General features: G+C 63.3%; 12 protein-coding genes and 2 pseudogenes. 3 read left to right on the top strand and 11 right to left on the bottom strand.

Annotated features, from left to right (window positions below; all coding sequences use genetic code 11):
- Positions 1–332: 332 nt before the first annotated feature.
- The 5 genes and pseudogenes from QA600_RS11315 to QA600_RS11295 all read right to left on the bottom strand — a co-directional run bounded on the left by QA600_RS11315 (position 333) and on the right by QA600_RS11295 (position 5,088).
- A pseudogene (locus tag QA600_RS11315) lies at positions 333–771 on the bottom strand (PIN domain-containing protein).
- Positions 768–1,073, bottom strand: coding sequence for an AbrB/MazE/SpoVT family DNA-binding domain-containing protein (locus tag QA600_RS11310; protein ID WP_278292041.1), 306 nt, complete (start codon positions 1,071–1,073; stop codon positions 768–770). The pseudogene QA600_RS11315 and the gene QA600_RS11310 overlap by 4 nt, the downstream one beginning before the upstream one ends.
- Positions 1,074–1,427: 354 nt before the next feature.
- Entirely contained in the window at positions 1,428–2,498 is a 1,071-nt protein-coding gene (locus tag QA600_RS11305) for a glycosyltransferase family 2 protein (protein ID WP_278292040.1), read from the bottom strand.
- Positions 2,499–3,040: 542 nt separating this feature from the next.
- The gene (locus tag QA600_RS11300) at positions 3,041–4,351 is read right to left on the bottom strand and encodes a nucleotide sugar dehydrogenase (protein WP_278292039.1); all 1,311 of its coding nucleotides are present in this window, start codon (positions 4,349–4,351) and stop codon (positions 3,041–3,043) included.
- 506 nt (positions 4,352–4,857) lie between these two features.
- Positions 4,858–5,088, bottom strand: a complete 231-nt coding sequence (locus QA600_RS11295; RefSeq protein ID WP_278292038.1) for a hypothetical protein — start codon at positions 5,086–5,088, stop codon at positions 4,858–4,860.
- Between the two features lie 425 nt (positions 5,089–5,513).
- Between QA600_RS11295 and QA600_RS11290 the strand changes: the two genes are divergently transcribed.
- A complete protein-coding gene (locus QA600_RS11290) occupies positions 5,514–7,286 on the top strand; it encodes an amidase family protein (RefSeq protein ID WP_278292037.1) in 1,773 nt (590 codons plus the stop codon).
- 486 nt (positions 7,287–7,772) lie between these two features.
- Here QA600_RS11290 and QA600_RS11285 read toward each other — a convergent pair.
- Together QA600_RS11285 and QA600_RS11280 are read right to left on the bottom strand one after the other, a co-directional pair.
- Positions 7,773–9,022, bottom strand: a pseudogene (locus tag QA600_RS11285) (transposase).
- A gap of 120 nt (positions 9,023–9,142) precedes the next feature.
- A complete protein-coding gene (locus tag QA600_RS11280; RefSeq protein ID WP_278292036.1) occupies positions 9,143–9,277 on the bottom strand; it encodes a hypothetical protein in 135 nt (44 codons plus the stop codon).
- 212 nt (positions 9,278–9,489) lie between these two features.
- On the opposite strand from QA600_RS11280, the gene QA600_RS11275 reads away from it, so the two are divergent.
- The gene (locus QA600_RS11275; protein WP_278292035.1) at positions 9,490–9,666 is read left to right on the top strand and encodes a hypothetical protein; all 177 of its coding nucleotides are present in this window, start codon (positions 9,490–9,492) and stop codon (positions 9,664–9,666) included.
- 278 nt (positions 9,667–9,944) lie between these two features.
- On the opposite strand, the gene QA600_RS11270 is transcribed toward QA600_RS11275, so the two are convergent.
- The 3 genes from QA600_RS11270 to QA600_RS11260 all read right to left on the bottom strand — a co-directional run bounded on the left by QA600_RS11270 (position 9,945) and on the right by QA600_RS11260 (position 11,709).
- Positions 9,945–10,793, bottom strand: coding sequence for a succinylglutamate desuccinylase/aspartoacylase family protein (locus tag QA600_RS11270; RefSeq protein ID WP_278292034.1), 849 nt, complete (start codon positions 10,791–10,793; stop codon positions 9,945–9,947).
- A gap of 316 nt (positions 10,794–11,109) precedes the next feature.
- Positions 11,110–11,412: a HalOD1 output domain-containing protein gene (locus QA600_RS11265; RefSeq protein ID WP_278292033.1), complete on the bottom strand. Its 303-nt coding sequence runs from the start codon at positions 11,410–11,412 to the stop codon at positions 11,110–11,112.
- On the bottom strand, positions 11,413–11,709 hold the full coding sequence (locus QA600_RS11260) for a hypothetical protein (protein WP_278292032.1): 297 nt from the start codon (positions 11,707–11,709) through the stop codon (positions 11,413–11,415).
- Positions 11,710–12,323: 614 nt separating this feature from the next.
- On the opposite strand from QA600_RS11260, the gene QA600_RS11255 reads away from it, so the two are divergent.
- A complete protein-coding gene (locus QA600_RS11255; protein WP_278292031.1) occupies positions 12,324–12,518 on the top strand; it encodes a hypothetical protein in 195 nt (64 codons plus the stop codon).
- Positions 12,519–12,537: 19 nt separating this feature from the next.
- Here the strand turns inward: QA600_RS11255 and QA600_RS11250 are convergent, their stop codons facing one another.
- The gene (locus QA600_RS11250; RefSeq protein WP_278292030.1) at positions 12,538–13,494 is read right to left on the bottom strand and encodes an ROK family protein; all 957 of its coding nucleotides are present in this window, start codon (positions 13,492–13,494) and stop codon (positions 12,538–12,540) included.
- Positions 13,495–13,513: the final 19 nt, after the last annotated feature.

Genomic DNA, 13,513 nt, shown 5'->3' with positions numbered 1-13,513 from the left:
GAAAACGGATCGAACTGATGTAGCCGCTCGAGGCAGCAGTTTTGACTGTGCTACGGATGGCCAGCGGACACGCCGTCGCGGTCGCGCCAGGTCGACACCCATTGCTCGAGGGCGTAACCATCGCGTCGAGGACTCGACCGAAGGCCTGTTCGGTAGACCTGGACGGTGTCGCGTTTGGCGGCCCAGTCGTATTCATCGAGTGCGAGACGAATGACTGGCAGTCGACGTCGAAAACAGGAAAAGTAAATGCCGAGATTGGCTGACGTGCGCTCGTCAGACTGGACGACCGACGGTGACTATACCGGAAATGACGGTATCGATTCCGAACGCATCTAGACGCCCTCGTCGCGGAACCGGGTGACGTCGACGCCGACCGGCAGTTCGTCGAAGTCGTCGTCGGCGCCGACGACGAGAGTGGCGTCCGTCTCGGCGGCGAGCGCCACCGCGTGGGCGTCCGCCAGCGAAATGTGGCCGTCCGCTTTCACCTCGGCGGCGACCCGCCAGTCGGCGGACTCGAGCCGGAGTCCTCCATCGCTCGAGCGCACGGAGATCGCGGTCGGCGGTCCGAAGCGAGTCCGCGGTCGGTTTGTCGTCGATCCCTTCGAACCGAGCGACGAGAGACAACACTTCGGCCGCGTTCGTTTCGGCCAGCAGCCCGTCTGTAGCACCGTTCCGGACGTCGGTAAGGTACTCGGCAACGACGTCTCCGCCCGGCTCGTCGTAGAGATACGCGATGATCGCCTCGGTGTCGAAGACGTACCGCTCGGTCATTCGTCGTCGGCGTCCTCGGGCCGGAGGCGGTCGGCGAGCTCTTGCTCGCGCCGGCGTTCCTCGCGTTTTATCTCCCGGACGTCTTCGATCACGTCACCCGGTTCGCGGTCGTCGGATGAGTGGATTCCGTTCAGTTCCTCAAGCGACGGGACGGGCTCGACGACGATGCGTTCGTCTTCCTCGTAGATGAACACCGCTCCGGGTGTGTCGATTCCGTACTTCTCGCGCAACGATTTCGGAATCGTCGCCTGTCCTTTCTGCGAGATACGGACGATCTCCGGGTCCCGTGTACTACTTGGCATCCTACGTTGTACTACTCGGCCGGAGTACCACTATCTATCGCCGCTTATTACTCGGGTTGAAACGAGCGACTGGCGTCGGTCCGGGAGGGGACCCCTCGATAAAGAAAGCCGGTAAGGGGCCGGAAAGCGACGCTTCTGTAGCGATCCGGGAACCGTAGGAAACGCTAGGATTATTTCGAAGCGGTGGGCTCTCTTTCGGAGCCGGACGACGGTGTATTGCTCCGGCCGCGGGCTTCCCTACGGATACCTACCGATACGATTGAGTTCCCAGCTGCGAATCGCAGCCCCGGCCACGCCGATACCGAAAACACGTCCGAACGGATCCCCTGATCACTTCTCGAGCGATGCCCGGACTCACTCCTCGAGTTGGGTTTCTAGCTCCTCGTTCTCGCGCAGGTCGAGTACCATCGCGGACAGCAGCGAGAAACAGCCCATGAGCACGACCTGGAAACTCTCGAGGGCGCCGCCGGACTCAGCGTCCGTCGCCCGCGCGTACAGCGAGCGCAGCCCCGCCAGCAGCCCGAGGCCGACGCTGCCGGCGCCCAGGTAGTAAAACAGCGCGAGGGGGTGGAAGTCCCGGATCAGGTACTTCGTCTGCAACCGTCCGAGGAAGCCTCGAAGCAGCATCGACGAAACCTTCGGGATGTACTCCGAGTACTCGATGCTCGATTCCTCCTCGCCGTAGACGGCGGGCATCGCGACGTCGGCGACGCGCATCCCTTCGATGTTGAGTTTGATCAGCAGATCGTTACAGTAGCCGTAGTACTCGGCGACCTCCTCGAGCGAGACGGCCTCCAGCGCCTCGAGCGAGATTGCGGTATACCCGTTCTGGGGGTCCATCGTCTTCCAGTACCCGCTGGCGATCTTCGTCAACACCGTCAGCATCCAGTTCCCGACGAGCCGAAACTGCGGCATCTCCGCGCGGTACTCCGCGTTCAGTAATCGATTCCCCTTCGCGTAGTCGGCCTCGTCCTCGACGATCGGGTCCAGCAGCCGCGTCATCTGCGAGAGGTCCATCTGGCCGTCGCCGTCGACGGTAACGGTGATGTCGGCGCCGTCCGTGTGTGCGGCCAGGTAGCCCGTCTTGATCGCCCCGCCTGCCCCGAGGTTCTCCCGGTGTTCGACAGGAACGACCCGACCGACGGGTTCGTGAACGGTCGCGCGCTCGGTCAGCAGCGACCGGCCGCCGTCGCTGTGGAGCCTGTCGCTCGCCGAGTCGGTCGCTCGAGCCGGGTCGTCCTCGACATCGCGGTCGGCGTCCTGCCGGGCGGCCTCGAGGATCTCGCTCCAGGTGTCGTCGGTCGAGCAGTCGTCGATAACGAAGATTCGATCGACGTACTGGGGCATCTCGTGGATAACGTCACCGATGAACCCTTCCTCGTTGTATGCTGGAATAACGACGCCGACGGTGTGTTCTCGGTACATAGATGCGTACTAGGTGTGGGTATCGGGCCGAACCGCGCCTCGAGAGGCGCCCGCGGCGACGCGAACCCTCGGTTCGACGCCGACCGAACCGGCGCCGAAAGCCGAGGTTACGCCGCGGGATCGAACCGAGTGTCGATTCGAGCCGCGGGGACTCGATCGCGGTTGTGATCGGGAGACGGAATCGTGCATCTCGAGTCCCTCTTGATACCGACTCAGAGACCCGAGCCGCAATAAGCTTCCGGACTGAAACCTGACACCGACCGGAGACGTTAACCCGGTACTACCGCGCGAAACCGTCGCCCGCGTTGTATCCGGAGATCCCAGTAACAGGGTATTGTCAACAGCTGACGCTCGAGTATCCAGAAATAGTACTCGGGTGGCTCGAGAACGGAAAGTCAGCTCGAAACAACGTATTTCTTATGCGAAAGGTTCACTTCTCAACAAGCGAGTGTTTTACTAACCAACACCGATTGGTGAACTATCTCGAGATGGAAACGTTCGCATCGGCGAGAACTGGCGCGACCGAAGCCGTGCAACGATCGTCAAAGCGAGCGGTAGACGAAGTCGCCGGCCGCGTCCTTGTCGAACAGACCGTCGATGTCCACGAGGACGGGGTCGTCGGCCATGTCAGCCGCGAGGGTGGCGAGGGGCAGGTCGCGGAACTCGCTGTGAGGGGTACCGAGGACGAGCGCGTCGAAGTCGGCGACCGACAGCGCCGACTGAACCTCAATGCCGAACTCGTCGCGCATGGCGTCGTCGGCGGCGTGGGGATCGTAGCCGACGACCTCGATGCCGTAGCTCTGCAGTTCCTCGATCACCTGGCCGATCTTCGAGGTACGGATGTCCTCGACGTCCGGTTTGTACGCCAGCCCGGCCACGAGGACGCGGCTGTTCCTGAGCACCTTCCCGCCCTCGTTGAGCGCTCGGATCGTCAGCTCCGCGATGTGGTCCGACACCGACTCGTTGACTTCCCGACCCGTTCGAATGAGTTCGGGGTCGAATCCCTGACGCTCGCTTTCGTACAGCAGATAGAAGGGGTCGACGGGAATACAGTGACCGCCGACCAGTCCCGGCTCGTACTCGTGGAAGTTCCACTTCGTGCCCGCGGCATCGAGAACCGCCTCGGTGTCGAGCCCGAGCTCGTCACAGAGCATCGCGAGCTCGTTCATCAGGGCGATGTTCAGGTCGCGCTGGGTGTTCTCGACGCACTTTGCGGCCTCGGCAGTCTCGATCGAGGGTGCCTCGTGAAGCCCCGCGTCGACCACCGAGCCGTACAGCTCGACCAGGTCATCGCGAGTCTCGTCGGTGAGACCACTGACGATCTTGACGACGTTTGCGAGGCCGTGTTCGGTGTCGCCCGGCACCATGCGTTCGGGCGAGTACCCCACACCGAACTCCTCGCCGGCGGTCATGCCCGAGGCCTCCTCGAGGGCCGTGACGAACACCTCCCGGGTCGCACCCGGGTACACCGTCGACTCGAGGACAACAGTGGTTCCTTCGGTCATGTTCTCGCCGACCGTCCTGGCGGCGCCCTCGACGATCCCGAGGTTCGGCTTCTCGTTGTCGTCGACGGGGGTCGGCACCGCAACGATGACGAACTCCGCGTTCGCGATGTCCGCGCTGTTCGTCGTGAACTCGATCTCACCGTCGGCGATCGCCGCGTCGCCGACGTCGCCGGTGGGGTCGGTCCCGGACTCGAGGGTGTCGACCTTCTCGGGGTCGACGTCGAATCCCGTGACGCTGTTGCCCGCCGCGTCGAGCGCTGCGGCCAGTGGGAGGCCGACGTAGCCGAGGCCGACGACGCAGACGCTGGCGGGTGACTGGACGGGATCTTCGTACTGGTACTCGGTCATATATCCCCCCTCGAGCGGGAGGCTCGTCTTGTCGGTCGGATGGAGGGTCGTTTCATGAGAGGTACTCGTAACTCCGAGTTATTGGTTGGTCGGTCATGATTTGTCGCACTGTATGTGCCGGCTCCGCTGATAGTCAAGTCGCGTAAACGTTTTTGCACTGGCGATAAATAGCTGACGGAGTCGTAATAAGTAATACGCTATGATAGTGCAGAAGCGATGGGTTTCTCTGCCGATTTCAGTTCGCGACGATCGCTCGTTCGGGAGACATCGGGACCCATACTCGGGACGAAAAGTCCCGTCGGGCGCCGCGGTGAGTGGACTCGAGGCCGACTATCAACATCGTCCCTACAGCGGCTAGCCACATGGCCGATCCTGAAACCAGAACGCGACGGTTGCACTTGTCGGAACTCCGGATATCCGATCGGTAATTCGGTCCGCGCGGCATCATCGTTGCAGTGGTCGGTGTCGGACCATCCTGCGCGAGCTAGAAGGACTATCGTCCCGATTTAGGGATACAGCGGCTGGTCGATCTCTTCGACCGCGTCGTCGCCAACGGCGGCCTCGTTTGACTCCTCGGGACAGCAATCGAGGCAGGTGAGTTCGTGGCGGTTCGGGCCCTGCCACTGCTCGCGCTCGAGCCAGACGCCGGTGCGTGTGTCGCCGTCGATCGTCGCACCGCACTGGTAGCAGTCGTTGGGAACGCCGGGTGCGGTCGGTCGGGGCCAGTAGAGCTGCATAGGCAACCGTTAGCACTCAATTATCATAACTCTACTTGATCACGAAATTCTATATGTTCTCGATAAGGCGGTCCAGTACTACGATTATTTTCTTGTACAGTCTGACTTTTGGATAATATATAACTTACCTAACTAGTAAATACGGCGTTATCATCCCGATGAGTGATCCGACTCGGAGGCCGATCGGTGACGCCACGACTCGCCCTCGAGCGAGCAACGAGGAACCGAAACCGAAAGCCGAGTTCTCGAGCCCAATAGCCGACGGATCTTACTGAAAGCCTCTGTAAGATGTGTAGGGCGACGTAGAGGGTAGGTTTAGGTTCTGGAATAGCTAAGGCTCTTCTAGCGAAGTAAAATCGAACAGGCAGATATTCATACCTTTCTGGGAAGTTATTTGTACAACTTATCCTACTCGACGGTTGCAAATGTCGAAGGAAAGCGAGAGAAGAGAGAAGAACGGAACTCGAGGGACGAACGACGGAACGGAGTCGCTGTTCGGACGGATGGACAGACGGACCGTGATGAAGGGGATCGGCGCCGCGGGACTCGTCGGCGTCGGGGCGTCGTCCGCCACCGCGAGTACGGGCGACGATGGGTTCGATCTGGTCGAAGCGACCGTCGCGGACGTCCACGACGCGATCGAGAGCGGCGAGGCCACGGCCCGCGATATCGTCGAGGGCTACCTCGAGCGGATCGAGGTGTACGACGAGGCGATCAACTCGATCATTTCGGTCAACGAGCACGCGATGGAGCGAGCCGCCGAACTCGACGAGGCGTACGCGGAGTCGGGACCGGTCGGGCCGCTCCACGGCGTTCCCCTGATCCTGAAGGACAACAACGACACCGGCGATGTGCCGACGACGAACGGCTCGCTCTCGATGGAACACTCCCAGCCCGAGGACGACGCGTTCATCGTCCGGCAGCTCCGCGAGGCGGGCTGTGTCGTCGTCGCGAAGGCAAACCTGGACGAGTTCGCTCGAGGCATCACTGCCGACAGCTCGCTGGGCGGACAGACCCGGAATCCCTACGCTCTCGGCCGCAATCCGAGCGGGTCGAGTGCCGGAACCGGGGCGGCGCTCGCGGCGAATTTGGCCGTCCTGGGAACCGGGACCGACACCTGTGGCTCGACCCGTAACCCGTCGGCGTTCGGGAGCCTCGCGGGCCTCCGCCCGACGATCGGGTTGATCAGCCGGGACGGGATCATCCCGTTGAGCCTCGAGCGCGACACCGCGGGGCCGATGGCGCGAACGGTCACGGATATGGCGGTGATGCTCGACGCCATGGTTGGCTACGACCCCGCGGACCCGCCCACCTCCCGGGGTGCAAACGAGATCCCCGCGAACAGCGATCGGATCGCCGGCGACAGCTACACCGACTACCTCGACGAGGACGCACTGGACGGGCTGTGTATCGGCGTCCTCAGGGACTTCTTCGGACCCGATATCGACGAGGAGGACCAGGACTGTTCGTGTAACGACGAGGACGAGGACTCCGTTGCACAGGCCGAAGCCGAGGCCGAACAGGTGACGGCCGTCGTCGAATCGGCCCTCGAGGAGATGGAGCGACAGGGCGCCGAAATCGTCGAGATCGAGGCGATCCCGAACTACGACGACCTTCAGGAGGCCGCGAGCGAGCCCTCGGTCTTCAAAGCGGATCTCGACGCCTACCTCGAGGGGGTGGACAACGAGTACGAGACGCTCGCGGAGATCGTCGAGTCGGACCTGTACTCCTGTGGGAAGGCCGACTCCCTCCGGACGTCGGACGAGGAGGACGATCCGGACGTCCGCGAGACCGACGAGTACACCCGCTCGGTAGCGGGGAAGATCGAACTCCGCGATGCGGTCGAGGGACTGATGCTCGAGCGAGGCGTCGACGTGCTGGCCTACCCGACGCTGTCGCACCCGCCCGCCGAGATCGGCGAGAGCCAGCCCGGTTCGAACTGCTCGCTGAGCGCGAATTCGCAGCTCCCGGCGATCGCGGTTCCCGCCGGCTACACCGAGGACGAACGGCTTCCGGTCGGCGTGGAAATGCTGGGCTTCGAGTTCGACGAGCCGACGCTCATCGGGGCGGCCTACGCCTACGAGCAGGCGGCCGACCCGCGCGAGACACCCGACTGTTTCGGTCCGCTTCCCGCCGAGGCGCCCGCGGTCCCGAACCCCGACTACGAGGTTGGGATCGCGGCCGAAGACGACTGCTAATCGGTCGCCGGAGCACGGACAAAGGGAGCCGAACCGAACTCGAGGCGATCGCTCCGCGACCCGAGTATCGAACCATCCGTGCAGGAATCGTCCGACCGCACGGCTCGTCCGTCGAGATCCAAACTGGTCTACCCGAAAGAGGGCGAATCGCCCTCCGTCACGGTAGGTGGTGGTGGTGGTCCAAAGCGACCATTCGGTCGCTCGGACACCCGGATACTAGCGCACAGTTGCATAAGTGGGCGGCTTGCGGGCGAGTTCTGCCGATCCGCACAATCGACAGACCACGCGCCGGGTCGAACGTTCGTCGGCGGTTTCGGGCCCGACTCGAGACGGTCCCGATCGCCGAGCGCGCCGTGTGAGGAGCGGCTGCTTCGACCGCTACCCCATCTTGTGGAGGTCGAGGCGCTTGATGAGCAGTCGGTTTGTCCCACCGATGAGCAACAGGACGAGCAGCAGTCCGAGGAGGTTGACGACGATGCCCTTGAGCTACCCACCGCTAAAGCGGTGGGATTCAGCGTGGACTCCCATTCTGGCCGATTCCTCGGCAGGAGAATAGCCTCCGTTCACGGTCACCGTCCCGCTGTTCAAGCGCACGCCCAAGGGTGCGCCTCCGTCGCCGCCAGTTTGGTTGCGACGGAGATACCGCAAGCCGATGTTCTTCGCGGCGTTGTAATCCGCGTGATTCTCATACCCACACTTCAGACACTCGAACTCCTCGCTCTCACGGTTATCAGGGTGCGTGAACCCGCAGTGCGAGCAACGCCGTGACGTGTTCTCAGGGTCAACCTGCGTGACTGTGATGCCGTGTTCCTCGGCTTGTACTCGACATACTCATACAGACGGTTGAACGCCCACCTGTGTCCCCACGACGCGCCAGTTCGCTCACGGATGTCGGTCAAGTCCTCGAACGCGATGACCGTACACTCGTTCTCACGGGCTTCAGCGACGATTTTGTTGCTGATGCGGTGAAGCAGTAGCTTGAACCGACCTTCCTCTTTCCCTCCGACTGACTGGATATTCTCGTGTGCCCAGCGTGTTCCGCACTGTTGGAGTGAGCCACGACGTTTCTCGTACTCGCGCCGCCAGTGGTCGAACTCGTCGCCCGTCCAGAACGTGCCCGTCGATGTGACGGCGAGGTTGTTCACACCGAGGTCAACCCCGAGAACCGTTCCGTTCTCGGTGGTTACCTGTTCCGACATGTCAGACCCCACCTCCTTCTTGCAGTGGACGTGAACCACCCAGTTGTCGTGGTAGTGTAGTTCCGCACCCGTGACTTCGTATTCGTCTGAAAACAGGTACTCCGAGTGCGGCGTGTCACTATCCTCGTCGGGCAGTACGTAGTCGGCTTCGATGCGACCGTCTGTGGTGGCGAGGCTTACGTAGTCGTCGTGGAATGTGGCGGTGCGGTGGTCGTAGACGACGTGTGGGCTGGTGAACGTCGGCTTCGAAGCTTTTTTGCCGTTCTTCCAGCGTCCGACGACACTTTTGCAGGCTTCAGCAGCCTTGTTCCGAGCGGCTTGCACTAACCCGCCGTTGAATCCGTTTGTTTTCTCCCGTACGTCGTCGTAGGTTTCGTCGTCGAGCGTGGTTTTGCTGGTGGTGACGTACTCGCCTTGGAAAGCGTGATCAACGACGTACTGTGCCGACCAGAGGAACGTGTCTACAGTATCTTCGAGGAGTGCGGCGGCGTCGCTGTCCACGTTGAGTGCAACGGGGACGGTACGCCGCACCTCCATATCTCATATGTGGAGCTGACATTCTTAAACGCTGGGGAGTCGGCCTGCCACTGTAGCGTGGTCTGGTTCAGCAGTGACGGATTCATCCCACGGCTAAAGCCGTGGGTTTTCTCCTGTATTTCATATAAACCAGAGTTGCGGGACGAAAACGGGGGGATCGACGACCGCCCGAACGACCTCGCGAACGAGGACGAACGCCACCAGCCCGTAGCCGACCCCGATCAGCAGGAACACCCATCGAAGTCGTTCCCTCATATTATCTGACTGTCTGCAGTTCGAATAGTAATTGTGGCCGAAGGCGCTGTCATCCGATAACAGTCGACGACGGGTTCGTCCCACGGCCGACCCGAACGTGTCGATGGCGGTCCTCGAGCCCACCGAGTGACCGACAAAAGCAACCCGCAACGGACAGTCTCGAGCCCTGAAACGGCGAAGGACACTAGTTCGGGGCGTTCCTAGACGTGCCAATGACCCCGGACCGAGATCTGGCCGATCGGCTGGCGGCCGCGGACGATCCGGAGCTCCTGCTGGCCTGGAAGCTGTGGTGCGAGCGGGGCGTGATCCTGCCGGGGTACGCCGGCGAAATCGCCGAACTCCGCCGGCTCAAACGCGAGTGGGACAACGTGGACGAGCCGCTACGCTAGGGATCGTCGGCCACAAGAGCGCCACGCCGGCCTCGGGGGTGAGAGAAAACCGTTCGTGAGTCACTCAAAAACGCCGCCGCTACGAGCGCAACGTTCTGAAAGGGTGGGGTGGTGGTCGCGCCGCGGTGCCGAGTGGGGTGGCCGGCAGCGCGGCGACGACCCGGGTAGGGGTGGGGAGGCGGTATTCCGCCAGCACACTCTACCGCCGACACGATAAAAACGATTCCTCCAAAGCAGGTTGGGTCGCCGTGAACCCGCAAGCAAACCGCGGCTCGCACTCACTCGCGTACGACGTCGATCCCGTGGTGTGCGAGCAGCGTCGCGGCGACCGCCTCGGACCACTCGGTTCGCGTCTCGAGGGCGGTGTCGTGGCGCGTGACCTCCGTCAGGTAGCCCGCCGCCCCGAGGTCGGCCGAGACCTTGTGGATCAGTCGCGGGTGGGAGCCGTCGAGCGTGTTCCCGCGGGTAAACTCGTAGGCGCCGTCGTACCGGCTCGAGGGCCGAATCTCGCGCTCGTTGAGCGAGTCGTTCGCGCGGGCGGCGACCCGCCGGGCGTTGCCGGCCTCGGTGGGGAAGATCGCCTGGCCGAACCCGCTGGGGCCGCGCGAGGAGCCCCAGATCCCCATCGAGCTGTGCATGTCGATCACGGCCGCCGGCTCCATCTCGGTGATGAACGACCAGATCGCCTCGGCGATCGGCGTCGTCGGCGAGCGACCCGACGGGAACTGCTGGTTGAGGTCGCCGTCGGGGCCGCTGTAGGTTTTGTCTCTGACCGCGGGGGCGTTGGCTTCCGGAATCACGACGAGCGTGCCGCGGTCGAACGTCCACTCACGAACGCTGTGGGCGGCGTCGACGCCGGCGATCTCGCTGCCGTGGACGCCGCCGAGGACGACCACGGTTTCGCCGTCGTCCGGCGCATCGCGGACGTACGCCGGCGTTTCGTACTTCGTTCCCGAACGCAGCGTTCGCGTCTCCTCGGCGATCGCCGCTGATTCGGCAGCGCGTCCCGACCGCGTGCCGACGAGGCCGCCGCCTACCGTCGCCGCCGCTACCCCGAGCAGCAGGGACCGTCGCGTGACTGTACCTCGTGGTGACGCCGACCGAGCGGATGGATTTCCATCTGCCATTTTCTCTTCTGTAACAACAATACGCTTGCTATATAAAATTAGCCAATCGGAGTTATATGAAATAACTCTGGACGAAACAGAACTGCCGGCGTTCACCGCTGACTGGCGTGACGGACGGGCCGGTTCCTCGAACGCTCGACGGACCTGCCCGTCGCTGTCGGGCGAACCGAAACACCGCGGGCGCTATCAAAAACGGCGACGAGGAGCGACGGCTCGAGCCACGAGATCGCTCCGCAGAAAAGCTCGGTCGAGCGCACGATGAGGCGTGCGCGAGTCGTTCAACGGCTGTCGAACGCGTCGCCGTCGGGACGCGTGTCTACGAGTCGCGCGTAACCGTCACGCGATCGGGCGTGACCGTCGCGGTGTAGGTCGCGTCAGCCTCGAACGCGACCGTTACGCTCGCGGCTGCGGACTCGCTTGCAAACAGCGCGTCGAGCGCCTGCGGATCGAGGTGGTCGTAGAGGACGAGCCCGAACTCGTCGCCGAGTGCGGTCGCGTCGGCCCCCTCGAGGGCGGCGATCGCCTCGAGGACGGCGACGGTCGGCGCGGTGTCGGGGCCGTACTCGCGTTCGATGCTGGGCGCTCCGGTCGCGTCGGGATCGCTGTCGCTGGCAGCCATTCAGTGGGCTCCGTACTCGACGTGGATCGTCGGCGACTGGGACCCGGTTCGATCGAGGACGTGTGCGTTGGCCATGTCGCCAGAGAACCGGAACCGGGTGGTGCCGGCCTCGATCGCGCCTTCGGCGGCGTGTTCCGAGACGACGGCCGTTCCGGCGCCGTCGGCGGCCTCGATCGCTCCGTTGACTGTGATCTCGAAGCTTGCGGGAGCGCCGTGTCCGACGATCGTTACGCAGTTGGGGAGGGCAGGGGCACCGTTCGGGGCGTCTTCGTTCAGGATCGCAGCGTCGCGTGCCATACACCTGACGAGAGAACAGGAGAACTTAGTGCTTTCTGTCGAAGTAACAGTGTATTGGGGCGAATTAGATAGATATGAGAACGAGCGGAGTATATTTTGATCGAATTGTTCAGGTTCACAACTCACTCTCCGGAAGGATAATGGGCGGCTAGCCACCGGGACACCCACCGTCGCTGACGTGGTAACACCTGACTACCGCGAACGAATCTGGTAAATACTCTGTTAGCCGAGCCCGCTCGAGGTGAGGCGGTGCCTACACCGGGCCCGTTCGAGTCGATCGGATGGGTCCTCACCACGCGAGCGCCGGACTCGCTCACAGCGACCGATCGCCGATCCACAGCAAAAAAGGCGGTCAGTGCAACGAGATCTCGCAGTACGGACACACCATCGATCGCGTGGGGATCTCCCGGCGACAGTTGGGGCACTCGAGGTCCTCGTCCACCTCGTGAACTGGGGCATGATGCATCGTTGACCACCCCCTAGTCATTCGGTAGCTAGTGGCATAAGCTCTCCTCACTGTCGTGGCGACTATCTGCCGCCGTGACTGGTGGGAAACGGGAGATGACCGGGCCGACGTCGGCTCGAGTGAGAGCTACGACACGAGGAAGTGTTTCATGGTAACAGTTACCAAACATGGCGTCGTACGAGCGGTCGGAATGAGCCAGCAGATCCCGTCGCAGTGTCCGGAGTGTCGATCGCTGAACGTCCGCATCACGCGAGTGTCTCCGGACGACCACGACCGAAGCGAGGAGTGGGCGACTCGGGTCGAGTGCGACGACTGCGACGCGTACACCGACTGGTTTCGCTGAGACCCACCCCACGGTGTGGCTACCGCGCCGCCCGATCGAGTGCGACACTCAACGCCCCGTACAGTCCGAGTGCCTCGCCCAGCGGACTCTCCCGGATCGTCGGTCGGTCGACGAACAGATACTCCTCGAGGTAGCGATCGACCCCCTCGAGGAACCGGTCGGCGTTGTTGAGCGCGACGCTGCCCCCGACCGTTACGAGGCCGGGCTCGTACGCGTTACACAGCGCGGCGAGCCCAACGGCGTTGTACCGGTTGATCCGGTCCAGACAGGTCTGGGCGAACGGATCGCCCGCGGCGGCCGCGTCGAAGACGGCCGGCGCGGCGAACTCCTCGCCGGCCGCGAGCGTCTCGCGGAACTCGCCGGCTGCGTTTTCGTCCCATACCTCGTCGACGCGATACCGGTGGCGAACGTACGACGGGATCCCCCGACCCGAGCAGAACGCCTCCCAGGCGCCGGTGACGCCGGCGCTCTCGAGAATGCTGTCGGGAGCGACCGGGATGAGCCCGAACTCGCCCGCACCGCCGGTCTCGCCCCGGAGCAGCCGACCGCGTTCGACGACGCCGCCGCCGATCCCCGTGCCGACGGTGAGCTGAATCACGCATGTCTGGTCCTCGCGCGCTCCGAACCGCCACTCCCCCAGCGCCGACGCGGTGCAGTCGTTCTCGAGGAACACCGGGAGCCCACAGCGGTCCCGAAGCGGCGATGCGATCTCGGTGCGCTCGATCACGTCGCCGTCGGCGGTGTCGAACCGCCGAACGCTGCCCCCATCGGCGTCGACCAGTCCCGGAACGACGATCGAAACCGCGTCGAGAGAAGCTGCCGCTGTCAGCGTCTCGACTACTCGTCCAAGCTGTGTGCACAACTCGTAGGGCCGTGTCGGCTCGGACTCCACGGCCGTCAGGAACTCGCCGGCCGGCGTCGCCGCGGCGTAACGGACGTTCGTGCTGCCGACATCGACGACTCCAACGGCGTTCATACTCGAGAGTTCGCGGGCG

The sequence above is a fragment of the Natronococcus sp. A-GB1 genome (assembly GCF_029688845.1).
Taxonomy (GTDB): domain Archaea; phylum Halobacteriota; class Halobacteria; order Halobacteriales; family Natrialbaceae; genus Natronococcus.
This window is presented reverse-complemented; position numbering and strand designations above follow the sequence as displayed.

Bases quoted from the DNA above. Each gene is read 5' to 3' on its own strand.
- QA600_RS11295 (WP_278292038.1), bottom strand. From the start codon at position 5,088: ATGCAGCTCTACTGGCCCCGACCGACCGCACCCGGCGTTCCCAACGAC.
- QA600_RS11275 (WP_278292035.1), top strand. From the start codon at position 9,490: ATGACCCCGGACCGAGATCTGGCCGATCGGCTGGCGGCCGCGGACGAT.
- QA600_RS11255 (WP_278292031.1), top strand. From the start codon at position 12,324: ATGGTAACAGTTACCAAACATGGCGTCGTACGAGCGGTCGGAATGAGC.
- QA600_RS11265 (WP_278292033.1), bottom strand. From the start codon at position 11,412: ATGGCTGCCAGCGACAGCGATCCCGACGCGACCGGAGCGCCCAGCATC.
- QA600_RS11270 (WP_278292034.1), bottom strand. From the start codon at position 10,793: ATGGCAGATGGAAATCCATCCGCTCGGTCGGCGTCACCACGAGGTACA.
- QA600_RS11305 (WP_278292040.1), bottom strand. From the start codon at position 2,498: ATGTACCGAGAACACACCGTCGGCGTCGTTATTCCAGCATACAACGAG.
- QA600_RS11280 (WP_278292036.1), bottom strand. From the start codon at position 9,277: ATGAGGGAACGACTTCGATGGGTGTTCCTGCTGATCGGGGTCGGCTAC.
- QA600_RS11290 (WP_278292037.1), top strand. From the start codon at position 5,514: ATGTCGAAGGAAAGCGAGAGAAGAGAGAAGAACGGAACTCGAGGGACG.
- QA600_RS11300 (WP_278292039.1), bottom strand. From the start codon at position 4,351: ATGACCGAGTACCAGTACGAAGATCCCGTCCAGTCACCCGCCAGCGTC.
- QA600_RS11250 (WP_278292030.1), bottom strand. From the start codon at position 13,494: ATGAACGCCGTTGGAGTCGTCGATGTCGGCAGCACGAACGTCCGTTAC.
- QA600_RS11310 (WP_278292041.1), bottom strand. From the start codon at position 1,073: ATGCCAAGTAGTACACGGGACCCGGAGATCGTCCGTATCTCGCAGAAA.
- QA600_RS11260 (WP_278292032.1), bottom strand. From the start codon at position 11,709: ATGGCACGCGACGCTGCGATCCTGAACGAAGACGCCCCGAACGGTGCC.